Annotated in this window: 22 protein-coding genes and 1 riboswitch; of the genes, 2 read left to right on the top strand and 20 right to left on the bottom strand. The window is 58.3% G+C overall.

The window, feature by feature from the left end:
* Positions 1-3 precede the first annotated feature (3 nt).
* The 15 genes from KP80_RS02960 to KP80_RS02890 are packed head-to-tail and all read right to left on the bottom strand — an operon-like array spanning position 4 to position 11765.
* Entirely contained in the window at positions 4-681 is a 678-nt protein-coding gene (locus KP80_RS02960) for an energy-coupling factor ABC transporter transmembrane protein (protein WP_052282219.1), read from the bottom strand.
* Positions 668-949: an energy-coupling factor ABC transporter substrate-binding protein gene (locus tag KP80_RS02955; RefSeq protein WP_052282095.1), complete on the bottom strand. Its 282-nt coding sequence runs from the start codon at positions 947-949 to the stop codon at positions 668-670. The genes KP80_RS02960 and KP80_RS02955 overlap by 14 nt, the downstream gene beginning before the upstream one ends.
* A 1-nt stretch (position 950) precedes the next feature.
* On the bottom strand, positions 951-1688 hold the full coding sequence (cbiM, locus tag KP80_RS02950; protein WP_052282094.1) for a cobalt ECF transporter S component CbiM: 738 nt from the start codon (positions 1686-1688) through the stop codon (positions 951-953).
* Positions 1685-2398 carry a cobalt-factor II C(20)-methyltransferase gene (locus KP80_RS02945; protein ID WP_052282093.1) on the bottom strand — a complete coding sequence of 238 codons (714 nt, stop codon included), beginning with the start codon at positions 2396-2398 and terminating at the stop codon, positions 1685-1687. The genes cbiM and KP80_RS02945 overlap by 4 nt, the downstream gene beginning before the upstream one ends.
* The gene (gene cbiK / locus KP80_RS02940; protein ID WP_052282092.1) at positions 2395-3174 is read right to left on the bottom strand and encodes a sirohydrochlorin cobaltochelatase; all 780 of its coding nucleotides are present in this window, start codon (positions 3172-3174) and stop codon (positions 2395-2397) included. Before cbiK ends, KP80_RS02945 begins: the two co-directional genes overlap by 4 nt.
* The gene (locus tag KP80_RS02935) at positions 3171-3971 is read right to left on the bottom strand and encodes a cobalt-precorrin-6A reductase (RefSeq protein ID WP_052282091.1); all 801 of its coding nucleotides are present in this window, start codon (positions 3969-3971) and stop codon (positions 3171-3173) included. The genes cbiK and KP80_RS02935 overlap by 4 nt, the downstream gene beginning before the upstream one ends.
* On the bottom strand, positions 3968-4693 hold the full coding sequence (locus KP80_RS02930; RefSeq protein WP_052282090.1) for a precorrin-3B C(17)-methyltransferase: 726 nt from the start codon (positions 4691-4693) through the stop codon (positions 3968-3970). The genes KP80_RS02935 and KP80_RS02930 overlap by 4 nt, the downstream gene beginning before the upstream one ends.
* Positions 4693-5748, bottom strand: coding sequence for a cobalt-precorrin 5A hydrolase (cbiG, locus tag KP80_RS02925; protein ID WP_052282089.1), 1056 nt, complete (start codon positions 5746-5748; stop codon positions 4693-4695). The genes KP80_RS02930 and cbiG overlap by 1 nt, the downstream gene beginning before the upstream one ends.
* Entirely contained in the window at positions 5729-6502 is a 774-nt protein-coding gene (locus KP80_RS02920; protein ID WP_052282088.1) for a cobalt-precorrin-4 methyltransferase, read from the bottom strand. Before KP80_RS02920 ends, cbiG begins: the two co-directional genes overlap by 20 nt.
* The gene (locus KP80_RS02915) at positions 6495-7064 is read right to left on the bottom strand and encodes a decarboxylating cobalt-precorrin-6B (C(15))-methyltransferase (RefSeq protein WP_052282087.1); all 570 of its coding nucleotides are present in this window, start codon (positions 7062-7064) and stop codon (positions 6495-6497) included. The genes KP80_RS02920 and KP80_RS02915 overlap by 8 nt, the downstream gene beginning before the upstream one ends.
* Positions 7054-7659 (bottom strand): cobalt-precorrin-7 (C(5))-methyltransferase, encoded by a 606-nt coding sequence (locus tag KP80_RS02910; protein ID WP_052282086.1) that lies wholly within the window; start codon positions 7657-7659, stop codon positions 7054-7056. Before KP80_RS02910 ends, KP80_RS02915 begins: the two co-directional genes overlap by 11 nt.
* The gene (cbiD, locus tag KP80_RS02905) at positions 7653-8792 is read right to left on the bottom strand and encodes a cobalt-precorrin-5B (C(1))-methyltransferase CbiD (protein WP_052282085.1); all 1140 of its coding nucleotides are present in this window, start codon (positions 8790-8792) and stop codon (positions 7653-7655) included. Before cbiD ends, KP80_RS02910 begins: the two co-directional genes overlap by 7 nt.
* Complete coding sequence (locus tag KP80_RS02900) at positions 8789-9424, bottom strand: cobalt-precorrin-8 methylmutase (RefSeq protein ID WP_052282084.1); 636 nt, start codon at positions 9422-9424, stop codon at positions 8789-8791. Before KP80_RS02900 ends, cbiD begins: the two co-directional genes overlap by 4 nt.
* 11 nt (positions 9425-9435) lie before the next feature.
* Complete coding sequence (gene cbiB, locus KP80_RS02895) at positions 9436-10395, bottom strand: adenosylcobinamide-phosphate synthase CbiB (RefSeq protein ID WP_052282083.1); 960 nt, start codon at positions 10393-10395, stop codon at positions 9436-9438.
* Entirely contained in the window at positions 10392-11765 is a 1374-nt protein-coding gene (locus KP80_RS02890) for a cobyrinate a,c-diamide synthase (RefSeq protein ID WP_052282082.1), read from the bottom strand. The genes cbiB and KP80_RS02890 overlap by 4 nt, the downstream gene beginning before the upstream one ends.
* A 93-nt stretch (positions 11766-11858) precedes the next feature.
* A riboswitch (cobalamin riboswitch) is annotated at positions 11859-12049 on the bottom strand.
* Between the two features lie 132 nt (positions 12050-12181).
* Here KP80_RS02890 and KP80_RS02885 point away from each other — a divergent pair.
* Positions 12182-13051: a GHMP kinase gene (locus KP80_RS02885; RefSeq protein WP_052282081.1), complete on the top strand. Its 870-nt coding sequence runs from the start codon at positions 12182-12184 to the stop codon at positions 13049-13051.
* Here the strand turns inward: KP80_RS02885 and cobD are convergent.
* Together cobD and amiC are read right to left on the bottom strand one after the other, a co-directional pair.
* Positions 13036-14112, bottom strand: a complete 1077-nt coding sequence (gene cobD, locus KP80_RS02880) for a threonine-phosphate decarboxylase CobD (RefSeq protein ID WP_052282080.1) — start codon at positions 14110-14112, stop codon at positions 13036-13038. The genes KP80_RS02885 and cobD overlap by 16 nt on opposite strands.
* Before the next feature lie 6 nt (positions 14113-14118).
* Positions 14119-15369 (bottom strand): N-acetylmuramoyl-L-alanine amidase AmiC, encoded by a 1251-nt coding sequence (gene amiC, locus KP80_RS02875; RefSeq protein ID WP_052282079.1) that lies wholly within the window; start codon positions 15367-15369, stop codon positions 14119-14121.
* A 229-nt stretch (positions 15370-15598) separates the two neighbouring features.
* On the opposite strand from amiC, the gene argA reads away from it, so the two are divergent.
* Positions 15599-16930: an amino-acid N-acetyltransferase gene (gene argA / locus KP80_RS02870; protein ID WP_052282078.1), complete on the top strand. Its 1332-nt coding sequence runs from the start codon at positions 15599-15601 to the stop codon at positions 16928-16930.
* 323 nt (positions 16931-17253) lie between these two features.
* Here the strand turns inward: argA and recD are convergent, their stop codons facing one another.
* The 3 genes from recD to ptrA are packed head-to-tail and all read right to left on the bottom strand — an operon-like array spanning position 17254 to position 25510.
* The gene (gene recD, locus KP80_RS02865) at positions 17254-19092 is read right to left on the bottom strand and encodes an exodeoxyribonuclease V subunit alpha (RefSeq protein ID WP_052282077.1); all 1839 of its coding nucleotides are present in this window, start codon (positions 19090-19092) and stop codon (positions 17254-17256) included.
* On the bottom strand, positions 19089-22628 hold the full coding sequence (gene recB, locus KP80_RS02860; protein WP_052282076.1) for an exodeoxyribonuclease V subunit beta: 3540 nt from the start codon (positions 22626-22628) through the stop codon (positions 19089-19091). Before recB ends, recD begins: the two co-directional genes overlap by 4 nt.
* On the bottom strand, positions 22625-25510 hold the full coding sequence (ptrA, locus tag KP80_RS02855; protein WP_052282075.1) for a pitrilysin: 2886 nt from the start codon (positions 25508-25510) through the stop codon (positions 22625-22627). Before ptrA ends, recB begins: the two co-directional genes overlap by 4 nt.
* Between the last annotated feature and the right edge of the window lie 30 nt (positions 25511-25540).

Raw genomic sequence — 25540 nt, 5'->3', positions numbered from 1 at the left:
TCCTTACAGGTGAAAATCACCCTGATACAGTTTGATATCAAGCGCCGTGCTCATCTGTTGATAGCGAATGAGTACGCGGGTAAACAGCAGCCCGACCAGCATCGATAGCGAGCGGTAGCCCAGGCGGACATTGCGGTAGCCAAAGCGCAGCGTTTGCGCCCGATGAATGGCCATCGCCTCATCCAGCAAAATAAAAATAAAGCGCCAGGTCAGCAGGATTTGCTCGGTGAGCAGGCGCGGCACGCGCGCCCGTTTGAGCAGAACAATAAGCTGCGGGAACGGCAAATTGAGTACCAGCCAGAATGTCGCTGACAGCGCTGCCAGGCTGCGCCAGAAGGTCTCATTGGCGGTAGTCAGCCCAACCTGGGTAATGCCCAGGTGAAACCCGCCAAGCGATACGCTCGCCAGCAGCGTATGCGCATCGCGGCTCACGCTAAACACAATCGTCAGCACGCCCACCAGCAGAAACCCTAGCGGCAGGGCCATCCAGCGACACCAGCGCCACAAAGAGATACGCAGCAGCCAGCAGGTCAGCGCCGCCGTTCCCGCCATCAGCAGGGCCTGCCCCAACGGCGGCAGGCTGAAAGCCAGAATCATCAGCAGCAGCCAGAACAGGAATTTCCGTTCTGGCGCGATGTGAAACCAACGGCTTTGGTAGCTGAGTCGGTCAAGCCCGGTCATCATTGCGCTGACGGCCTTTGTAGTAGCCCAGAATGTAGAAAATCACCGCTGCCCCCAGCGATCCCTGCAGGGTAAACAGCAGGCTTTCGATTTCCCCACTCGCGGGTTCATACAGCGGCTGGAACCATGGTTCATAGTGCGGCGCAACTGCCTGGATCTGGTTTTCCGCTTCGCCGTCAGAGCCACCGTATTCACCGCCGTGATTGATAAAGAACGGCAGGACCACCAACGCAATTACCATTGCCAGCAGGATCAATGTCTTTTTCATCTTAATGTCCTCGTGCGGGGATCAACTGACGCTTGGTCAACTGGTCGTAGATCATCACCGTCAGCAGCCCTTCGGCAATGGCGATCGGGATCTGCGTCAAACAGAAGATCCCCATAAATTTCAGGCTCGATCCGGCAAAACCACTCTGCGGATCCGGGAAAGCGGCTCCCAACTGAAGCGAGGTGACAAAATAGGTGGCCAAATCCGCCAGCATGGCGCAGAGGAATACCGACACATCGCGACGGAATCCGGCCTTACAGGCCATTTTCCACACCAGATAGCCGACAATAGGCCCAATCACCGCCATCGACATACCGTTAGCACCCAGCGTTGTCAGCCCGCCGTGTGCCAACAGAAGCGCCTGGAACAGCAGCACGATGGCCCCAAGGATCGCCACCACGCCAGGCCCAAACAGGATCACCGCCAACCCCACGCCCGTTGGGTGCGAGCAGCTACCGGTCACTGACGGGATCTTCAGCGCCGAGAGGACAAAAATAAACGCCCCGCACAGCGCCAACAGTACCTTCTGGTTGCTGTCGTCCTGCACGATGCGGCGCAGCCGTACCAGTCCGTACCACAGGCACGGCAGGAATAGCAGCCACCATGCCAGCGCCCACATCGGCGGCAAAAAGCCCTCCATAATGTGCATCGCAAAAGCCTGTTCCGGCACCACCATCAGCAATAACGCGGCTCCCACACCGCTTAACGATAGCTTTTTAAGCTGTTGTTCAAGATTCACTGTCCCTGCCCCCACTGTTTATTCACCAAAATGGTTGAGAAATAAGGCAGCGCCTGGTCGTCGCTCACCTCTGCAAGATTTCGCCAGCACTGTTCACCGGGCAGCGTTGCCTCGGCCATTAACACGGCATGGTCCAATACCCCGGCGCTCGCCAGCAGCGCTTTGATGCGCGGGAAACGGCCATAAACCTTCATCAGTACCAGACTGTCGTGCTGCGCCAACGCGCGCTCAATCTCTGCCTCCGGTGCGGTGCAAGCGACCACGGCCAGCGACTGTTGTTCCATCGCCAACGGCATCTGTGCACGGGCGGCAATCGCCGCAAATGAGGTCACGCCGGGCACAATCTCCAGCCACTGCGGGCTGCCAATACGTTGCAGTAAAAAGACCCAGGTGCTGAAGAGCATGGCATCACCAAGAGTGATAAATCCGACCTGTTTGCCGGCTTCCACTTCCTGTACCAGCGCGCGGGAAACGTCATCCCACACCGCCTCTTTTTCCGCGCTGTCAGCACTCATCGGGAAGTGGCAACAGCGCACTTCGGTATGTTCACCTAAATATTCGCGCACGATGGAGAGCGCGAGGCTGTCACCACCTTTGCGCCCTGCCGGGGCGTAGAGAATATCGAGCGTTCCCAAAATACGCGCCGCACGGACGGTAATCAGATCGGACGCGCCAGGCCCGGTGCTCAGGGCATACAGTTTCCCGCTCATGCGACCTCCAGCGACTGTTGCAGATGGTCGACAAACATCGCCCGTACCGCCGGATTCTCGCCCAGCCCTTGCAGCCACGGCGTTGCCGGGATGCCTGCGGCGATAAACAGCGTTTTCCACGAGTCTTCTTCATCGGAGGCCATATCGTTAATCGCGTGGTCACCCGCTACCAGCATCAGCGGCATCAAGTGCACACCGCGCACACCTTCCTGATTCAGGCTTTCAATCAGCACGTCAACTTCCGGGTAGCTCTCTACCGCGCCAACTCGTGCTGGAAAACGCTGAACACTCATCATGTGGTCAAGGCAGGCGTAGGCGGCAAAGGCGTGGTGGCTGGCGCCGTGGCCCATAAACACCACTTTTTCGTCAGCGTTAAGCGACGGCATTTGCTGCTCCAGCGCCTGCATCAACCGCACGTAGTCGTCATGACCGCTCAGCAGCGGCGTGCCGATCGTCAGACGACGAAACAGCGGGCGCAGGCTCTGTACTTCGCGGGCAATCTTCTCGTATTCATCGCCATTGATGATATGCAGCGACTGTACCGCCACGTCTTCGTAGCCCTGCTCGGCCAACTTTTGCAGCGCCTCCAGCGGCGTGTCGGTTTCGATGCCGTCTCGCTGTTTCAGCTTGCGGATAATCATGCCGGAGGTGAAGGCGCGAAACAGGTCACGGTCGGGGCAACTTGCCGCCAGTTCACGTTCGCAGGCGACGATATTTTTCTCACAGGTATCGTGATAGCTGGTGCCGAAGCTCACCACCAAAAGTGCTTTTTTCATTGTTGTTTCCTTAATTCCGTGGCCTGCCAGCGGGCTAAACGCTCGGCAAACGCAGTCAAACTATCCAGTCGTTCATCGCCGGTCACTAGCGGTGCCGGGCGGGTAATCACCACGCAGGGAATGCCAGCATCGAGGCAAGGCTGAACCTTTTCCCGATAGCCGCCTTCCGCACCGGAAGCCTTGGTGACCATCACATCAGCGCGGCAGTGGCGGTAGAATGCCGCGTTAAACTCGGCGCTAAATGGTGCACAAATGGCAAAAATCTCCGCGACGCCAAAACCCAACTCCGCGCACTGCTGGACGACTTCGGGGACCGGAAGTACACGAGCGAGCAGCGTTTTTTCCGGCAGCCCTGCGCGCCACAGCGCGAGGTCTTTACTGCCGGTAGTGAGCAGGACGCGATTTCCCATCCCGTGAATCAATTCACAGGCCTCAGCGAGGCTAGCCACGTAGTGCAGCAGGGGATGCGTTAGCGCATCAAGCTGGTCTGGACGCTGATAGCGACTCAGCAATACGCCGGTCTGCTCGCAAGCTGCCTGCACGTTGCGGCTCACCACCTCGGCGTAAGGGTGCGAAGCGTCAATCACCCAGCGGGTTTTCTGCTCACGCAGCCAGGCGGCCATTTCCGCCAGTTCCAGCCGCCCGCAGCGCACCTGCCCCTTAATATCACCCGCCAGCGCGGCACCGGTTGGCGTGGCAACCGACACGGTATAGAGCACCTGCGCGGCGTCCAGCTGTAAACAAATCGCCCGCGCATCGCTGGTGCCACCCACCACCAGAACATCGCCGTAATTCACAGCACGTAGCCTCGCGGGGTAATCATCAGGCCGTCCTGTATGTAGGTCGTTTTATTGCCGACAATCACCAGGCTGGTCATATCCACGGGCGCAAAGTCCATCTCACCCAGCGTGGTCAGCCATTTTTCCTGTTTCTTCCGCCCGGCAGATTTCACGACACCGACTGGCGTATCCGCACTTTTGCTGGCAGCGAGCAGCTCAAAGGCGCGCGCCAAATGCCCTTCACGGCCGCGGCTGCGCGGGTTATAGAAACAGATAACGAAATCCGCTTCCCCGGCGGCGATAATGCGTTTTTCAATCACTGGCCACGGCGTCAGCAGGTCGCTAAGGCTGATATGGCAGAAATCATGCATCAGCGGCGCGCCCAGAAGCGATGCGGCGGCAATGCTGGCGGTCATGCCAGGAATCAGGCGTACTTCTACGTCCAGCTTCTGCTTACTCACCAGTTCCAGCACCAGCCCCGCCATACCGTAAATCCCAGCATCGCCGCTGCTGATAAGCGCCACGTTGTGTCCGGCCTGCGCCAGCTCAATCGCCGCCTGGCAGCGTTCAATCTCTTTGCACATCCCGGTTTTTATCACCTGCTTATTGCCGGTAAAGGCTTTCACCAGGTGGGTATAGGTTTTGTAGCCGACGACAATTTCTGCAGCCTGCAAGGCCTCAACGGCCTCCATGGTCATCATCGCCTGTGAGCCAGGGCCGATTCCAATTACGCTTAACATCAGTGTGTAACTCCCAAAGTGATAGTGACGCCCTGTTCTCGCAGGTTCTCGCCAATAAGATGTCCATTGCTCAGCAGCCACGCCGCCGGGCCAGAAACGCTGCCAACGCCCACCGTTTGTTTCACAAACAGTGAGGAGGGAAAGCGATGCTCGTGCGCGCTCAGTTCGGCCACGCTAAAAATTTCAAACGGCACGTCGAAGTCGCTCGCCAGTTGGATAAGCCCCAGCTCATCCTGCTTTACCACGATGCTGCCGATGGCCTTCAGGGCTAATGGGTCAAGCCGCTGAGAAGCCAGCTGGCGCAGCAGCAGATCGGTGATGACACCGCAATCGGTACCGCGTCGACAGCCGATACCGGCGACAATACGTCGCGGTACCAATTTCCAGTGGGGAAGCGACAGCTCAGGTAATTCATCGCGCAGCGTGATACACACCAGCGCGTCCAGTTCCGGAAGGCGCTGAAGATCGGTGACGGTGATAAACCCGCGACGATCGCAGCGGCTGACCTCTTCGGTCAGCGACTCATCCCACCACAGCCCCACTCGCTTCTGGCTCACCAGCATCTGGTTAACGGTCTTCACCGCCAGACGAAACCCCGTCATTCGCGCATCAAGCTGGCAGGCCAGGGTATCGAGGGCCGCCACGTCATTAACGTCGGTGGCGGTCGTGATGACCGGGTCAACGCCGAGAATGCCCGCCAGATGGCGCGCCAGCGCATTGGCGCCGCCAATATGCCCGGAAAGCAGGCTGATGACGTGTTGACCCCGCTCATCGATAACCACTACTGCCGGATCGTGGAATTTATCCACCAGCAGCGGTGCCAGCACGCGCACGGCAATGCCGGTCGCACCGATAAAAATGAGCGACGAATAGCGAGTAAATGCTTGCTGCACACTGTGAGCAAAGCTACCGTCAAACGCCACGAAGCCATCCTCAACCAGCGTTTCGCGGGTCATACAGGTCATCGGCAGTGCCGCGCTAAGCCGCTTCGCCAGAGCGACACCGCCGGGCGTCAGGCAAAACAGCGCGATGCCATCAGGCTTTACGGTATTCATGGCTGAAATCCGCCGCGTAGAGCCGCGAGTAGTGGTATTCGTCGCCCAGGAAGTTGCCGACCAGAATCAGCGCCGTTTTGCGAATATTCGCGTCGCGCACTTTGTCGGCGATATCCGCCAGCGTGCCTCGCACCGTCTGGCTTTCAGGCCAGGTCGCCTTATAGACCACTGCCACTGGCGTGGCGGCGGGATAGCCGCCGTCAATCAGCCGCTCCGCCACTTTATGGATGCGCTGCACCGAGAGGTAAATCGCCATCGAGGTTTGGTGTTGGGCAAAGGATTCCAGCTGCTCGCGCTTCGGCACCGGCGTGCGCCCTTCCAGACGGGTGATAATCAGACTCTGCGATACTTCCGGCACGGTGTATTCAACGCCAAGCTCTGCCGCCGCACCCAGGAACGCGCTCACGCCCGGTACCACCTGGAATGGGATACCGCGACGCGTCAGTTCTTCACCCTGCTCGCGTACCGAACCGTACAGAGAGACATCGCCGGTTTGCAGGCGTACCACCGTTTTTCCGGCTTTCACGCCCTCTTCCATTAGCGTGAGGATCTGCTCCAGATGCAGTTCGGCACTGTCGTGGCATTCCGCCTCCGCCGGGCAGTACTCCAGCAACTCAGTATTAATTAACGATCCGGCGTAAATCACCACCTGCGCCTGTTGTAGCAGGCGATAGCCCTTGAGGGTAATCAGGTCGCGGTCACCGGGGCCGGCACCAACGAACCAAACGCAGCGTGAGTCAAAGGCTTCAGCCATGGTTTTCTTCCTTCTGGCAGGCAATCACAAAAACGGGGTTATGCGGTTTGAAATAGTGGCCGCTGCCCAGCGCGGTCAGCGCTGAGACATTGAGCTGCTGGCAGTCCACGTTGCTGATACCCGACTGGCGCAAATGGTCGAGGGCGCAATACAGGTTCTCCTGCAGGATAAAGGTCATCACCAACCGTCCGCCGGGGCGCAGTTGGCGCAGCGACCAGTCAATCAGTTCGCGCAGATGGCCGCCGCTGCCGCCCATAAAGACCGCATCGGCGGGCTCTTCAATCGTCACCGGAGCCTCACCGTCGACGATTCGCACGTTGTCGCAGGCAAAATGCCGGCAGTTTTCCGCCAACAGTCGCAGCGCCGCCGGGTTACGCTCAATCGCGGTCACCCTCAGCGTCGGATTTTGCAGCGCTGCTTCAATCGACACGCTGCCGGTTCCGGCTCCGATATCAATCAGATGTTGCGCCTGATGCAGTTGCAGCTTCGACAGCGCCAGCGCCCGCACGGCCTCTTTGGTCATCGGCACCTTTTCACCGCGCAAAAACAGCTCATCTTTCATCGAGGATCACCACCGTGTTCATCTCATAGTCCTGCTCCACCGCGCTGACCGGCAGCCAGTGGATCCGTTCGTCGTCCTGCGCCAGGTTCTCGCCAATAACCATCCAGCAATGCCCCTTACCGCGCGCCACCAGTTCGGCGGCAATGGCTTTTGGGCCGCAGCGTTTATCGGTCACCATCGCCACTTTGCGATGCGCGGCGAGCACGTCAAAGTCGACCTCACGTCCGTGGCTGCTGGTGAGCCACATGTCGTTCATGTCGATTCCGGCCCGCGCGCACAGGTACTGCACGGCGCTGACGCCGGGGATCACCTGCACGTTGTCACGGCCAAAATGGGTCATCAGCCGCGTGCCGATGCCGTAAAACAGCGGGTCGCCGGACGCCAGCACCACCACGTTCTGTGCCTGACGCTCGCCAATCCATGCCAGTACTTCAGTAATGTTGGCCCCCAGCACACAGCGTTCGCCGGAAAACTCCGCGAACTGCGCCAGATGTCTCGCGCCCCCCACCAGCGCATCGGCGCGTTGTACCGCTTCTTTGGCCAGCGGCGTCATCAGCTGTACGCCCGCTGGGCCCATGCCCACCACCGTCAGCATTGCATCGCCTCCACAATCTCACTCACCGGGCGGTTACTGCCGAGGATCTGGTTATCAAACGAGAACATGATGGCGTCACAGACCGGCGGCGTTTTGGTGAAGCGCAGGCGCTGCATCACGCGCTGGCAGATACGTTCGGCGAGGTGGTTGTAAATCCGCTGGAAACCAAACGCATCGATGTGCTCCATCGCGGCTTCGGTGGTGTCGCAGTCGCTGACCAGCCTTAACAATTCCAGCGGTGCGCCAAGCAGCGCCAGATGGGCGACCAGCGTTTCCATGCGCGCATCGGCAATGTGGCTGTGGGTATGGAATATTCCGGCGGCAATTTTAATCAGCTTGCCCGGATGGCCAATCAGCACAATCTGGCGGAAACCAAGGCGTACGGACTCTTCAATCATGTAGCCCACGAAGTTACTCATGGTGACCACCACCTGTGAATCGATGCCCATCTGCTCACGCACAAAGCGTTCGCCATGGTTGCCGGGCACCAGTACTACGCGCTCCAGTCCCGCCGCGCGCTTCATCTCCAGCTCCAGCGCCAGCGAGCGTTTCCAGCTTTCTTCCGACATCGGTGTCACGATACCGGTGGTACCGATTATCGAAATACCGCCCAAAATACCGAGCCGCGAGTTATAGGTTTTCTGCGCCCGTTCTTCCCCTTCCGGGGCAAAGATTTCCACCTCTGCACCGCGCGCCGAGCCAATGGCCTCGCGAACGGCGGTTTCGATGGTGTGGCGCGGAGTGCGGTTAATGGCCGAACTCCCAATGGGCAAGCCGATGCCTTTGCGGGTCACGGTGCCTACGCCCTCGCCGCCGCGCAGCGTAATTTCACCGCTGTCATTTAAGGTCACGCGGGCAAAAATCAGCATGCCGTGGGTGGCGTCGACATCGTCGCCGCCATCTTTACGAATTGCGGCGATCCCCTGCTGGCCCTCAACGTGCGGCGATTCGACGTTCAGGTTTAGCGTCACGCCGGAAGGAGTAACAATCGACACCTGGTGAATGAGGTGCTGGCGCATCACCATCAGCGCGGCGACTTTGGCCGCCGCCGTGGCGCAGGAGCCGGTGGTGTAGCCTTTGCGCAGCGCTTTACCGTTATGCCATACCGGGGCGTCGAAAGCGGGTTCGCTCATTGGCCGGCCTGCAGCTGATAAAGAATGGCGTTGACGATAGCCGCCGCGACGTTGCTGCCGCCTTTACGTCCCAGCGCGGCAATCCCCGGCAGGCCGCTGTGGCTCAGCGCCTCTTTCGACTCTGCCGCGCCGACAAAACCGACCGGTACGCCAATCACGCCGCCGACTTCCAGCGCTTTGTGCTCCAGCAGTCGGAACAGCGCCGTCGGCGCATTGCCGAAAACAAACACCTTATCGCCCTCTTCTTTCGCAGCAATATCCACCGCCGCCATCGAGCGGGTAATGCCCTGGGCTTTGGCCTCGCGCACCACGCGCGGGTCGCTGATATAGCAGCGGCATTCGCCGCCAAAGGTCGCCAGCAGATTTTTATTGATGCCAGAGAGCGCCATGGTGGTGTCGGTATATAGCGTGCACGGCCGGCTTAACGACGCGCTCAGGCGGGTCAACGCATCCGGGGCGAACCACAGAATATCCAGCCATTCAAAGTCGGCGGTGGTGTGAATCACCCGCTTGATAATCGCTTCGTGCAGCGGGCTTTCGAAGCGGTACTCAGGGCGAGTTTCCGCGATAATCTCGCTGATGATCTCAAAGCTTTTACGCTCAATCGCCTGCGGTTGCTGGATATAGTTCATTACTGCTCTCCTCAGGCCGCGCCAATCAGCCAGAACCTGACCGCCATAAACAGCAGCAGGGCCAGCGTTGACGCCACCCACATCAGTCGAATCGTTCGGGAAATATCATCAATGGCGATATCGCGTCGGGCATCGCCAATCCACGGCTTGTCCACGCGCTGGCCAAAATAATCGTTAGGGCCACCAAGGCGGATCCCCAGCGCTCCAGCCACCGCCGCCTCGGACCAGGCGCAGTTAGGGCTGCTGTGGTTATAGCGGTCGCGCCAGCCGATACGCAGCGCGTGCGCGGCATCCAGGCGGCAAAGAAAAGCGGCGGCGCTGATTAGCAGCCAGCTCAGGCGGGCGGGAATAAAGTTAGCGACATCGTCCAGGCGGGCGCTGACCATGCCGATGGCGCGGTATTTTTCGTGCTTATAGCCGACCATCGAATCGAGGGTGTTCACCGCTTTGTAGGCCATCGCCAGCGGCGCGCCGCCAAGCAGCAAAAAGAACAGCGGCGCGATAATGCCGTCAACGGTGTTTTCCGCCACCGTTTCCACCACCGCCCGGTTAATCTGCTCAGGCTGCAGCGCGGAGGTATCGCGACCGACAATCCACGACAGTTTGAGGCGGCTTTCGGCCAGATCGTTCTCACGCAGCGGTCGCGCTACCTCTTCGGCGGAGCGCGCCAGGCAGCGCCCGGCCAGCACGGTGAAAATCATCCACACTTCAACGCCCCAACCCAGCCACGGATGCACCCATGCAGCAAGCGTTAACACGCTCCAGGCCACGCTATACGTTAGCCCGACCACCACCAGCCACATCACGCCGCCGCCAATGCGCAGCGCGCGGTCGCTGCGGCACAGGCGGCGAACCGTACGCTGCACGGCGTTAATCAGATTGCCAATCCAGCGCACCGGATGCGGCCAGCGCTGCGGGTCGCCGATGACAAAATCAATCAGCCATGCCAGGCTCCAGGCGAGCAGCGTCATTGCGCGCTCCTTGCGGCAGCAAACCAGTGGTTAAGCATCGCCGGACGCTGGGCAAAATGCACATGCAGATAGCTGGCAAACGTGTTGCCCATCTGCCAACCGCCTTGCCACTGCTGGAGAACCGCACCATCGCGGACTTTACGGCAGGACATCACCGCCGAAAGCTGTGGGGTAAAATCGGAGTAGTGAAATTCATGCCCGCGCAGCACATCGCCGGGCGCAGCCAGCAGAGTCTGGTGTTCAGCCTGCGCTTCGCAGTAGCCAAAGCGGGTCAGCCGTTTGCCCATTTTGCTCACGCCGGGAAGAATATCGGCCATCGCGTGAACATCGCCCTGCGCATCTTCCAGCGTGCTGCCGAGGTACATCAGCCCGCCGCATTCCGCATAAATGGCGACGCCACGTCGGTGCGCCGCGCGCAGCTGTTCCAACATTGGCGTATTGGCCGCCAGCGTCCGGGCATGCAGTTCCGGGTAGCCGCCGCCCAGCCACAGCATCTGGCAATTCGGCAGCGCGCTGTCGTGCAGCGGACTAAAACGGACAATCGTCACCCCCGCCCGTTCCAGCAATGCCAGATTGTCCGGGTAGTAGAAATTGAAGGCTTCATCATCGGCCAGCGCCAGCGTTAGCCCTTCACCGTGAAGCGAGGTGCTCGGCCATTCTCCGACCGGAAGCTCCGCCAGCTCGCTCAGCGCTAACAGCCTGTCGATATCGAGTGTGCGTTCAAGACCGGCGGCAAAATCAAGCCACGGCTGGCTATCCAGCGTTGATTCGCGGGCGGTGACCAGCCCCAGATGGCGTTCAGGCAGCGACACGCCTTCGGCGCGCGGAACGTAGCCCAGCACCGGTAGATCACAGTAGCGCTCGATGGCGCTTTTCAGCAGTTGAAAGTGGCTGTCGCTATTGACGCGGTTGACGATAACCCCGGCGATATTAAGACTCGGGTCGAAGTGCTGAAAACCCATCACGGTAGCGGCAATCGAGGTGGAAACGGCCTTGCCATCCACCAGCAAAATTACCGGGCAGCCCAGTTGTTTCGCCATCGCCGCGCTGCTGCAATAGTTTGGGTCGGTACCATAGCCGTCGTACAGCCCCATCACGCCTTCAATCACGGCGATATCGGCCTGCTGCATGTGTTCGCAGAACAGCGCATTGAGAATGGCAGGAGGCAGCATAAAGCTGTCGAGATTACGTGAGGGGACGCCGCACAGCGCGGTATGCCAGCCGGTATCAAGATAGTCAGGGCCAACTTTGTACGGCTGAACCCGCAGCCCGCGCCGCTGGAGCAGTTTAAGCAGGCCAAGCGTGACCGTGGTTTTACCACAGCCGCTGCCGGTACCTGCGAGAACAAATGCGTGCTGCCTGGCTGACATACCCTGACCCTTTTCAGGCAGGACTGGATATAGCCGTACATCTGCCCGGCCAAACGACCGTGCAGCGCAAAGCAACCCACTTCCCACCGAAGTTGTTGTTAATGGCCAACAGGCAGGTCTTCTGGCTTAGCGTCATCCTCACCCGTCCTTCCCGATCTGGCGATCAGTGGTGTTTACGGGGTCGTCAGCATCACAGCAGCGGGGGCTGCGGAGGATTTATACACGGGTGTATTCACCTCCTTCCCTGACACATAATGTGTCGAACCTGTTGGTTGCAGATTTATGCCGGCGCAGCGCCCGCATAAAATAAGAGCACTTTACTCTAGCGCCGTGGATGAATGATTTCGTTGCGCTATGACAATACCGGTATATTTATTTACGGTAGTTATATTTCGTTCAACAAGACAAGGACAATCATGAGCGTGGCAAGCTGTCCCGGTTCCTGCGGGGAACTCATTCAGGGCTGGATTCTGGGCGGTGAAAAACTGGTCTCCTGCCCGATAGACTGGTACAGCACGGTTGAAGTACGCGACGGTGCACCGCTGCCAAACGAGCGTCCGCTGACGCGGGCGATGATTCGCGCGCTGCTCGCCCACTTCGGATACCCGCAGGAGATAAACGAGACGCTGCGTATTGAAGTACACTCGACGCTACCGATTGCCAAAGGGATGGCCAGTAGTACCGCCGATATCGCCGCCACCGCCGTGGCCGCCGCTCACCACCTCGGCCATTCGCTGGATGAAACCTCGCTCGCCGCGCTGTGCGTGGTGCTGGAGCCTACCGACAGCACGCTGTTTCGTCAGTTGACGCTGTTCGATCACCATCACGCGGGCACGCAGATTGCCTGCGCCCCCGCCCCGCATTTTGACCTGCTGGTACTGGAAAGCCCGGTGATTTTACGTACCGAGGATTACCATCGTCTTCCGCGAGAGGCTGCTTTAAAGGCGCATGCTGGAGAGTTGGAGCTAGCCTGGGGAAAAGTGCAGAATGCCTGCATGCAACAGGATGCCAGCCTGCTTGGCGAGGCGGCAACCCTGAGCGCGATTGCCAGCCAGGCGCTGCTGCCTAAACCGGGGTTTGATGCGCTGATGGCGTTGGTCGAATCTTGTGGCTTATACGGACTGAATGTGGCGCACAGCGGCAGCGTGGTTGGGCTGATGCTCGACCGGCATCGTCATGATGTGGAATATTTGACGTGGGCGCTGACGCAGAAAAAGCTGACCGACCACTGGCCGAAACAGCATTTACTCAGCGCGGTGGCTGGGGGTGTTCAGCTTAGCACCTGACGCAGCGCCGTCAGCAACAGTTGGTTTTCCACCTCACTGCGAATCGCGACGCGGAAGTAACGTGCGTCGAGACCAGGGTAATTGGCACAGCTGCGAATCAGTACGCGCTGTTGCAGCAGCGCATATTGCAGTTCAATCTCCGCACGTTCACAGCGCACAAACAGATAGTTCGCGCGCCCCGGATAGACGGTCAGGCCGTTAATTTCGCCCAGCGCCTGATACAAACGCTGGCCTTCCCGCGCCAGCCAGCGCTGGGTCGACTGTTGATAATCGTGGTCGTTAAGCACGTGCTCGCCAGCCAGCGCGGCAAACGCGTTGATTGACCACGGCATCTGATACTTACGCAGGTGCGCCACCGCCTGTTCATCGCCGTTGAGCAAATAGCCCAGCCGCAGGCCAGGAATGGCGTAAAACTTGGTGAGCGAACGCAGCACCCAGATGTGCGGATTGTATTGAAGCTCGCCGATAAAGCCCGGTTCATCGGCAATAAAGTCGATAAAGGCTTCGTCGAGAATCAGTGCAATATTGAGCGTCCGGCAGCGCGCCGCGATGGCTTCCAGCAGCGCCCGCTCTGGCAGTAGCCCGGTGGGGTTGTTCGGTGTGCACAAAAACAGGCAGTCGAGTTCCGCCGTCAGCGCCGACAAAATACGCTCGGTAAGCTGCCAGCCGTCTTCCTCACGCAGAGCGTAGGTTTCTATTTCGCAATCGATCGTTTCGAGCGCCCGGCGATACTCCGCAAAGCCCGGCGCCACCACCATTGCCCGACGCGGCCTGAGGCTGTGAACAAGGGTAAAAATTGACTCGGTTTCGCCGTTACCGGCCAGTATCCACGACGCGGGTACGCCGTGATGCGCCGCCAGCGCCTGATGCAGCTGCTGATACTCTACGTCGGGATAGCGCTCGACGCAGGCGAGATTATCAATTATCGCCTGCTTGAGACTTTCCGGCATGCCCAGTGGGTTAATATTGGCGCTGAAATCCAGCAGCGTATCGGCAGGAATACCCAGCAGGGCCGCCGCTTCGCGGATATTGCCGCCGTGGGCACTCTTTAACCGTGACATCTCTGATTACCCGCGTCTTGCCAGCGTTGCGCCGTCGGCAAAATAGGCTTTAATCCCCGCAAGAATCGACTCCGCAACTTCCTGCTGGAACTTGGCGGTCTTCAGCTTACGTTCTTCTTCAACGTTACTGATAAACGCCGTTTCGACGAGAATCGATGGAATATCCGGGGCTTTCAGCACTGCAAAGCCGGCCTGCTCCACCTGATTTTTATGTAGGTTGTTGACCTGTCCCAGACGTTTGAGTACCGCTTTACCAAATTTCAGGCTGTCGGTAATCGTCAGCGACTGCACCATGTCGAACATGGTGTGGTCTACATAGCGGTCACCGCTCTTGCTCACGCCACCTACTAAGTCGGCGGCGTTCTGCGTTTGCGCGAGGTATTTGGCCGCCGTACTGGTGGCCCCTTTGGTCGACAGCGCAAAGACCGACGAACCGCTCGGCTGACGGCTGGTGAAAGCATCGGCGTGAATGGAGACAAACAGGTCGGCACGCTGCTTTTGCGCTTTCGCCACCCGCACCTTCAGCGGAATAAAGATATCTTCGTTGCGCGTCATGTAGGCTTTCATATTGCCTTCTTTCTCAATCAGCGCACGCAGGCGACGGGCGATTTGCAATACGACGTCCTTCTCCCGCGTTTTATACAGACCGACCGCACCGGAGTCTTCCCCACCGTGTCCGGGGTCTAACATGATAACAATCGGGCGGTCGCGCCCGGCTTTGCCCGGCTGTGGGCCACTTTGGGCCGGTGGGACCTGCGTTTCGAGGCCGTCTTTGTTGTACTCTTCCAGCAGCGCCAGTAAAGGATCCTGCACATCTTTACTGCTGGCAGGATAGAGATCCATCACCAGGCGCTCTTTAAACCCGGCGACCGGGGCCAGCGCAAACAGCTGCGGTTTGACGTCCTGCTTGAGCTCAAACACCATGCGCACGGTTTGCGGGTCAAACTGCCCCACGCGGGCCGATTTGATGTAGGGATCGTCGCCGCGAATTTGCGCCCCCATGCCTTTGAGCACCGAGTTCAGATTGACCCCTTCGAGATCCACCACCAGACGGTCGGGATTGCTCAACGCAAACTGTCGATACTTAATCACCCGGTTGGACTCTACCGTGACGCGCGTGTAGCTGGACGCAGGCCAGATGCGCACGGCCACCACCTGACTAACGGCAGCAAAACCCACCTGACTCACGCTCAACAACCACATGGCGCCCGCCCCTTTTAATAGGCGGCGACGACTTAACGACTGACTTCCCGACATGCTCCATCCCAGGCAAAAAAAGATAATTTCGGTTTACGCATAATACGATTGACCGAAAACTTTAACCAAAGGCGAATAAACTGTCATCTATAAAAGGGTAAACATTCGTAGGATCAACGAAATTGGCGGCAAGCTTTTCCGCTATTTAGGCAAATTCCGGCTTGCGTTTCCGGCAAAAACAGAATAAAAATACATTAATTACGAATAATCATGCATTGAGGGTTGTGCCGTGGTGAAGGAACGTAGAACCGAATTGGTAGAGGGGTTTCGTCATTCAGTCCCCTATATTAACGCCCACCGGGGGAAGACGTTTGTCATCATGCTTGGCGGCGAAGCCATTGAGCATGAAAACTTTTCCAGCATCGTCAGCGATATTGGCCTGCTTCACAGCTTAGGCATTCGCCTGGTGCTGGTCTATGGTGCACGCCCGCAAATTGACGCTAATCTGGCAGAGCACCACCACGAGCCAACGTACCATAAGCATATTCGCGTTACGGATAGCAAAACGCTTGAGCTGGTCAAGCAGGCGGCCGGTCTTCTGCAATTAGATATTACCGCTCGTCTGTCGATGAGCCTCAATAACACCCCGCTACAGGGTGCACATATCAACGTGGTGAGCGGCAACTTTATTATCGCTCAGCCTCTCGGCGTGGACGATGGTATCGACTACTGCCACAGCGGGCGTATTCGTCGTATTGATGAGGAAGCCATTCACCGCCAGCTCGATAACGGTGCGATTGTGCTGATGGGGCCAGTCGCGGTATCGGTGACCGGCGAAAGCTTTAACTTGACCTCGGAAGAGATCGCCACTCAGCTGGCGATTAAGCTCAAAGCCGAGAAGATGATCGGTTTTTGCTCCTCGCAAGGGGTGTACAACGAGAACGGCGATATCGTTCCTGAACTGTTCCCTAATGAAGCGCAGGCGCGCATCGAAGAACTGGAGCAGGAAGGCGACTACCTTTCCGGCACCGCGCGTTTCCTGCGTGGCGCGGTGAAAGCGTGCCGCAGCGGCGTACGTCGTAGCCACCTGATAAGTTACCAGGAAGACGGTGCGTTGTTGCAGGAACTGTTCTCCCGCGACGGTATCGGGACGCAGATTGTGATGGAGAGCGCCGAGCAAATTCGCCGCGCCACCATTAACGATATCGGTGGGATTTTGGATCTGATTGCGCCGCTGGAGCAGCAGGGGATTCTGGTGCGCCGCTCTCGTGAGCAGTTGGAGATGGAGATCGACAAGTTCACCATTATTCAGCGGGATAACACCACCATCGCCTGCGCCGCGCTGTATCCGTTCCCGGAAGAGAAAATTGGCGAGATGGCCTGTGTAGCGGTTCATCCGGACTACCGCAGCTCATCGCGCGGTGAAGTGCTACTGGAGCGTATCGCCGCGCAGGCGAAACAGATGGGCTTAAACCACCTGTTTGTGCTGACCACCCGCAGCATTCACTGGTTCCAGGAACGCGGCTTTAAGCCGGTTGACGTGGAGCTACTGCCGGAAAGCAAGAAGCAGCTGTATAACTATCAGCGCCGCTCGAAGGTACTGATGACAGACCTGGCGTAACGCCGGGCTCGGAGTCAAACCCTCACCCCAGCCCTCTCCCTTAAAAAGGGAGAGGGAGCACTGCGTGCCCACACTCTTATCTGAATAGCACTCTAACACCAAGGCACTACCAGTCCCCTCGCCCCTTTGAGGAGAGGGCACACAGCGGGCCGTATTCTCATCTGAATTCCGTTATAACACCGAGGCACTATCAATCCCCTCGCCCCTTTGGGGAGAGGGCGTAGAGCGGGCTGTATTCTCATCTGAATTCCGTTATAACACCAAGGCACTATCAGTTCCCTCGCCCCTTTGGGGAGAGGGTTAGGGTGAGGGGATGTTCCGAGCTAAGCCATTTCGGCGAAAATCGCCGCCAGCCCACTGCGCCGTTCGGTACGGGTGGCAATGGCCTGCGCCAGCAGATTTTCATCGGCATACATCGACAAACGGGCTTTCGCACGCGTAATGGCGGTGTAAATCAGCTCGCGGCTTACCACCGGCACAACCTGCGTCGGCAGCACCAGGGCGGCGTGGGTAAACTCAGAGCCTTGGGATTTGTGCACGGTCATGACCCATGCGGTATCATGCTCCGGCAAGCGGCTAGGCTGCACGGATTTAATGGTGCCGTCCGGCATCGGGAACCAAACGCGCGTCCCCTGCCCCCTCTCCAATGCGATACCGATATCACCGTTAAACAGCCCGAGCGCGCTGTCGTTGCGCGTAATCATTACCGGACGGCCCTCATACCAGCGCGAATGGCGCTGCGGCACAATTTGTCGATGGCGCGTCAATATCTGTTCAAACTGTGTATTCAGACCTGCGACGCCCCACGGCCCCTCGCGCAAAGCGCAGAGCAGCTGGTATTCACCAAATGCGGCCAGGATCACCGATGGCTCCGCTTTTTCACGCAGCAGCTGGAGATAATGCCCGTAGCCCGCACGCGCGTCGTCAAGCATCGCGCTGTAATCTTCAGTTGTGCGCAGCGGCTTGAGTTCGATATCGCTAAACCCACGCACGAAGGCCTCACCGACGGCTTTTTTATCTCCGCGGTTTACCGCGCTGGCAAGCTGCCCGATACCGGAATCGCTGCCGAAACGATAGCTGGTGCGCAGCAGGCACAGGCTGTCGCGCAGCGCACTCGCTGCATAACCCTCTCCAGCTGGTACCTCAGCCCCGACTAAGCGGCTCAGCTCACACGCTCGTTCTTCGGTATAGCCTGCGCTCACCCAGCTACAGATATCGCCCAGCACCGCTCCGGCTTCGACCGATGCCAGCTGATCGCGATCGCCGAGAAAAATCACCCGCCCATGCGGCGGCAGCGCATCAATCAGCCGCGCCATCATCGGCAGGTCAATCATGGAGGCTTCATCCACCACCAGCACGTCCAGGTGCAGTGGGTTATCCGCGTGGTAGCGCAGCCTCTGGCTACCGGGCTGCGCGCCCAGCAGACGGTGCAGCGTGCTGGCATCAGTTGGCAGCATTGCCTTTTGTTCATCGCTCAGGTCTAGCTTACGCAGCGCGGCTCCCAGTGATTCGGTGAGTCGGGCCGCAGCTTTCCCGGTGGGCGCCGCCAGACGGATTCGGCACTTTTCCGTACCAGACATCTGCACCAACGCCGCCAGCAATTTGGCAACGGTGGTCGTTTTACCGGTACCCGGGCCACCGGAAATCACCGAAATACGCCGCGTCAACGCAACGGCGGCCGCCACTTTTTGCCAGTCCACCGTTGCGCTTGCCGGAAACAGCGCGTTTAGCGTTGTCGCCAGCCGTTCTTCATCGACGGCAAACGGTGCCTGGGTATCGCTAAAGAAGCGGGCGACGGTCAGTTCGTTGTGCCACATGCGGTTCAGATACAGGCGTTCACGGCTTAAAATCAGCGGTGATGGGCGCTCTCCATTGCTGACCGCCTGCGAATCCAATAGCAACGTTTCCCAGTCTTCAGGCGCAGCGGCATCCGCAAACAGTTGTTGCCACAACTCACGCGCACGGCCCTTTGGTTGCATCGCTGGATTCAGGTGTGAAAGCGGCAGACAAACGTGCCCTTCGCCGGTATCGTGGCTCAGCATGGCGGCCGCCAGCATCACTGCCGGATGTTCATTCTGCGCCACCATTAGCGCAAACTGCACGTCCAGCGGTCGCAGCAGCTTAAGTTCGACGGCCTCCAGCAGGCGTTGTTCGAGCGTCATGCGTTTAACTCCTCTCCGGCAAACAGCGCATCCATTGCCGTAATCAGTGCCGGATCGGGCCGGGTGGTGAATATTCCCTGCTGTCCTGCCTCACCGTCTACACCGCGCAGGAACAGATAAATCACACCGCCGAAGTGACGTTGATAGTCGTAGTCGGCAATGCGGTGGCGCAGATAGCGGTGCAGCGCCAGGGTATAGAGCTGATACTGCAGGTCATAGCGGTGCGCCTGCATGGCTTGCGCCATCGCCTGTTGGGTGTAGGCTTCGCCGTTTTCCCCCAGATAGTTGGACTTGTAGTCCAGCAGGTAATAACGCCCGTCGTGGCGGAAAACGAGGTCGATAAAGCCCTTCAGCATGCCGCGAACCTGACGGAAATCGAGCTCCGGACAGCCTGCGGATAGGGGGTCGTAGCGACGAGTTAGCGCGTCCAGCGCTCGCGCATCGAGGGTTTTACCAATTGGCAGATAAAACTCCATCTCCACCTGTTTTTGCCGGGCGCTGAGCTGATTGAGCGCAATCCCGCTTTCTGCTAGCGGGGCCGCCAGCACCTGCGAAATCCACTGAGTCAGCACTGGCTCCCACTCTTCGCCGAAGCCGTTGCTTTGCAGTTTTTCACGCATCCAGACGGGATCAATCGGCTGGGTAAAGTCGAGATCTTCAAACAGGCTATGCAGGAAAGTCCCCGGCGACGCCCCACGCGGGAAGTTGTGCGGTGTCATCGCAGGCTCCGGCTGAGTATCACCGGTACCCACGGCATCAATATCCAGACGCGGCAACAGATCCTGTGCCACGCTGTGCCCGCTCTGTTGCAGGCCGGAATAGCTGGTGACTCGCCAGTCATCAAGCACGCGTCGCAGTACCTGGCGCGCTGCCAGCTCCGGCATCTCTGCCTGTACCGGCTGCCAGCGAGCATCATCCGGTGTCGTGACGGGCGTCAGTGCGATATGTTCGTCGCACAGCGCACGCAGGCAGGATTCCAGCCCTGCGGCGGTCAGCACCTCGCCTTTTTGCAGCAGCCTTCCCGGCGCACTGTGATGTAATTCGGTATCGGTGGGTTTATCGCTGCGGCGCGCGGTTAACGGCGCAATACCAAGACTGCAGTGCCATACCGCGCGGGTTAAGGCCACATACAGCAGACGCAGATCCTCTGCCAGACGTTCGGCTTCCGCCAGCTCCAGGCTCTCATCGCTTTCGTTAAGATCGAGCACCGCAGCAAACGACTCGCGGTCATGATAAAACGCCTGTTTCTCTTTACGGAAGCGAGCGATAAACGGCAGCCAGACCAGCGGATACTCCAGCCCTTTCGATTTGTGAATGGTGACAATCTGCACCAGGTGTTTGTCGCTCTCCAGACGCATTTGCTGGCTAGAGGCGTTAGTATCCGGTTCAGCCACCTGCTGATTCAGCCAGCGCACCAGCGCATGCTCGCTCTCAAGTTGGGTAGCCGCCTCTTGCAGTAGCTCGCTGAGATGTAGGATATCGGTTAAACGCCGCTCGCCGCCGTGCGTCGCCAGCAGGTTTTCCGCCAGCGAACGGGCATTCATCAGGGCACGAATCATCGGCATCACCCCGCGCCGCTGCCAGATATTGCGGTATTCGCTAAATTCTTCCACCAGCGCATCCCAGGCATTTTCATCCTGGTTTAGCCGCTCAATATCCAGCGCATTGAGGCCAAACATTGATGTTGCCAGCGCGCTGCGCAGGGTGTTTTCCCGCTCCGGCGTCAGTACCGCCTGCAGCACCCACAGCAGCTCCTGCGCCTCAGGAGTTTCAAACACGCTGTCGCGGTTTGACAGATACACCGAGGGGATTGCCAACGCGTTTAAGGCATCCCGGATAAGCGACGCCTCCTGGCGGTTACGCACCAGCACGGTGATATCGGAAGCCTTCACCGGATGAGCTTTGTCGCCACGCCACAGCAGCGCGGTACCGCCCTGTCCTGCGGTAAGCCAGTCGCGAATTTGCGCCGCGCACTGCTGGGCCATCACATTCTGATAATCCCCCGCGCTGACCCCTTCACCGGGCATCAGCCACAGGTTCATCGCCGGCTGTTTTTCTCCGTCAACCTCAAAGCGCAGCGCGGCGTTTTTATCCGCCGATTTGACGGGCAGGAACGGAATATCGCGGAACATAAAGGGGTTATCAACCAGCCCAAACAGGCGGTTGACGCTTTCCACCATGCCCGGCGCGGAACGCCAGTTGGTGTCGAGCGTGTAATGTGCGGCAACGTCGCCGCGCGCGCGCATGTAGGTGAAGATATCGGCGCCGCGGAAGGCATAGATAGCCTGTTTCGGGTCACCAATCAGCAGCAGCGCGGTCTCCGGCTGCTGCCGCCAGATGCGGCGAAAAATTCGATACTGCTGCGGGTCGGTATCCTGGAATTCATCGATCATCGCCACCGGGAAACGCTGGCGAATGGCGGCAGCCAATGCATCACCGCTGTCCCCGTACAAGGCTTCATCGAGCCGGCTCAGCATGTCGTCAAAGCCCAGTTCACCGCGACGCCGTTTCTCGCGTGCCACCGCCTCACGAATTTCCGTCATCGCCTGAGCAATCACCAGATCGTTGAGCGTCAGCGGTGAATCCAGCAGCCGTTCGATAGCGCTGAACAGAGAGTGTGTGGGCACTTCCCCGCCTGCTTTGGTGCGTTCAACCAAAAACGGCTGGCTGAATTTTTCCAGCGCGTCGGGCAACTGGTAGTTTTGTGTCTCTTCTTGCGCCCAACTGCTGATTTTGTCGATCCATTTCCCCTGATTACCGCGGTTAAACTTGCGGCGATCAATACCTGAGTTTTCCAGCAGCGCATCCAGTTCGCCAACGTGCGTTAGCCACAGCTGTTTGATCTCGCAAATCTGCGCGAGGATCTTCTGATGGCGGGATTCCAGCGTTTCCGCATCGCTTATCGGCATTTTCAGCTGTGGCGCTTCGCCCTGCAGGTAACGATCGATAGACTTCAGCAGATCCTGAGGCCCTTTCCACGACTCGACAATCACCTGCGCAATATCGCGGTTCAGCGGGTAGCAATGACGTCGCCAGAAGTCGGCGCAGGCCTGGTAACGCAGTTGAGATTCGTCTTCGATCAGCTGCTGTTCAAACAGCATGCCGGACTCAAAGGCGTTAAGACTGAGCATCCGCTGGCAGAAGCCGTGAATGGTAAAAACCGCGGCATCATCCATCTGACGTTCAGCCAACAGCAATACGCTCGCCGCTTGCTGGAGATCGTCGATTTCCGCCAGCAGACTGGCATAGAGGGGATTATCGGTGGCGTTACGCAGACAGGCGACGCGCAGTTCATGAATATTGCTACGAATACGCCCGCGCAGCTCTTCAGTGGCGGCTTCGGTGAAGGTCACCACCAGCAATTCTTCGACGTTGACCTGCCGGGGATAGGCGGCCTCGCCGCCAAGCCCCAGCAGAAGCCGCAGGTAGAGTGCGGCGATGGTGAAGGTTTTTCCGGTGCCCGCTGAGGCTTCAATCAGGCGCTCACCAAGAAGGGGCAAGCGCAGGGGATCAAGGGACTCGGCGGTATCGGTCATTCGTTCTCTCGTCTTAAGGGTAAGGATTGCTGCAACGCGGTGATACTCTGCCACACCTTCCAGCCTTCAGGGTGCGCGTAGTCACCTTTGCCATTTTGGCTACCGGAGACCTGCGACAGTACCGTCATGCCCTGTGGTGCTACCACCGTCTGGTGGAAGAAATCGGCCAGTTTTTGCGGCGTTAACAGTTTAATTTGGGCCACTACTTTAGCACGTGAATCGAAGGCCATATTACCGCGATCGAAATCTTTGCTCAGCTGCGAGGCTTCGTCACCCAGCGTTTGCGGCGCTTGCAGCATATCGGCAATGACCGCCTGCTGGATCTGCGCGAACTCTTCCGGTTTCATCGCCCGAAGCTTTTGTTCTGCCGTCGGGAAGAAGGCCTTAAAGCGATCCCACAGGAAGGCCGGCTGTTTTTCGTTACTTTGCAGCAGGAAGCCCATGCCCCACTGGCGGCCAATGTTCATGGAGAAGGCAAATACCGCATAGCCCAACTGCTCTTCGGTACGCAGTTGAGTGTAGAACCACGGCTGGACGATTTGCGCCAGCATAGAACTTGCCGCCGAGCTTGAGAACTCATCCACGTTTGGCGGAACAAATACCGCCGCCAGCGCGGAGTCGGTGCTGCTTCCGGCTTTTTCAAAGATAGCGTTCTGCTGTTTATCAACCAGCACATCTTTATTGCGGCACCATTCATTGCCGTGGGCGCCAAGCTGCGTCTGCACGTCGCGCGCAAGCGTGGTCGACTGTTCACGGCTCAGGTTGCCAATCACCATAAACTCAGGACGTCCGCCCGCTTTAAGCTGGTCGCGATAATCCATCACCTCTTTTAACGTAATGGATGGCAGCAGCGCTTTGCGCTCGTCACGCTGGAAATACGGTACCTGCGAGACCATCTGAATCGGCATAATCGCCTGTTCGTAGGCTTTGCCTTTCTCCGCCGAATCCATCATCTGCTTGTACCAGGACTTGGCCTGCTCAAGCTGTTCTTCGGTTGGCGTGTAGCTGAAATAGCCCTGCAGCAGCGCGTCGAACAGTTGAGGCAGACGCTGGGTGTAGCCATTGGCGTTGAGCATCAGACCATTGTTGGCACCGGTCGAGAAGCTAATGCCACCCACAGCGGCCTGGTTGCTGAGCTGATCCAGCGCAATACCTGCCAGGTAGTCATTGAGGGCAAACATCACCTGGCTTTTCGCGCTGTCCATGGCCTGCGGGTTACGCAGAATCATCGTGATATCGGCTTTCGGCTCACTCGCAAAGTAGCGGCTCGGCATATACACCAGGCGCAGCTGCGGCTCATCGACGATAAGCTGCGGGCGCTCGGTGCTTTTCTCAGGCTTAATCAGCGTGAAGTCATCCGGAATATACGGGTTCAGCTTCGGTAAGTTGAGGTCAATCGCGCTGGAAGCCTTCTGCCATTTGGTAAAGGTCTCCGCGCCGATTTTGTCGACCTGGTACGGGGCATCCACAAAATAGGCCACTTTGTTATGCGGCTCTTTCGGGCTGATGTACCAGATACGGGCATTCTGCGGAGTCATCATCGCCAGGCGATCTTTAACCGCTTGCGCATCGTAACGGTCGGCGATATTCACCGCGTCCAGCGTATGCTGAACCGGAACGCGGATCATGGTATCCGCCAGCCATTCAACGTAATCCATGTTGCGGTTAATCGACGGATAGCGGAAGTCGAGATCCAGCACGTGGGCCAGTTCATCAAAGTAGCTTTTGTCGATACCTTTCTCACGCATCACATCGAGGTAGCGGAAAATGGCGGCAACGACCTCATCGCGGTGCGCGAGGCCTTTATCGGTCAGGGTCGCAGAGATAGCCAACACACCGCTGTTGCCGTTAACCACCGGATCGGAGTCAGCGCGAATACCTTCCACCAGCCCTTGTTTTTGCAGCCAGTCGGATAAGGTACCCGGGGTACGGTTACCGATCATATAGGTGATCAGCTCATCCGTTTTGCTGCGGAACTGGTCAGAGTTATTGTCGATACGGAACTCGACGCGCAGCACTTTGCGCGGCAGCGCCGGGACGTAGTGAATAACAATGCCTTTTTGCGCATCGGTCACCACCGGAACGGTGATTTCCGGGCGTTCAATCGATTTGTTCGGTACGCGGCCGTAGGTCTGCGCGGCGATTTTAGCCAGCTCAGGCAGCGGCTTATTGCTGTAAATCACGGCCTTCATCAGGTTGGCAGAGTAGTACTTATCGCGAAACGCCAGTAAGGCATCGTAGACCGGGCTATCCGGTTTATCGCTCAGCGTTTCAAGATTGCCGCCGGAGAAGCGTGCGCCGGGATGCTCAGGGTTGATGGTTTCTGCGCTCACCTGCGCCATACGCATACCATCACGAGTACGGGCCATGGTCAGCTCGGCATTTACCGCATTGCGCTCACGATCGACGTATTTTTTATCCAGCAGCGGTGCGGCAATGGCATCAGCAAGCCGGTCCACCGCCCCCTGCAACGCATCGTTCTCGACTTCCAGATAGAAGGCGGTGCGATACGGTGCTGTACTGGCATTGTGGCTACCGCCGTGCATTTTTAAGAATTCGGCAAGATTGTCAGGCTGCGGGTAGTTTTTTGAGCCCATCAGCGTCATGTGCTCAAGATAGTGCGCAAGACCCGGATGAGAATCAGGATCTTCAAGCGAACCAATAGGCACCACCAGCGCCGACAGTGATTTCACCGCCTGAGGATCGGAAACCAGCAGGACAACCATGTTGTTATCCAACGTAATGGCCTGATACTGGCGAGTGTCCTTTTCGCTTTTGCGGATGGTTTCCTTAATCGGTTGCCACCCGGTGTCTGCCTGACCAACGGTCGCCCAAAGGGCTGTGACGAATACAACAATACTTAACCAAATACTGCGGGGCATTCACGGACCTCACCATTAACAAATACTGCT

This window comes from Kluyvera genomosp. 1, assembly GCF_001266615.1.
Classification (GTDB): domain Bacteria; phylum Pseudomonadota; class Gammaproteobacteria; order Enterobacterales; family Enterobacteriaceae; genus Kluyvera; species Kluyvera cryocrescens_A.
The sequence above is the reverse complement of the archived record's forward strand: the minus strand, read 5'-3'. Positions and strand labels throughout refer to the sequence as shown.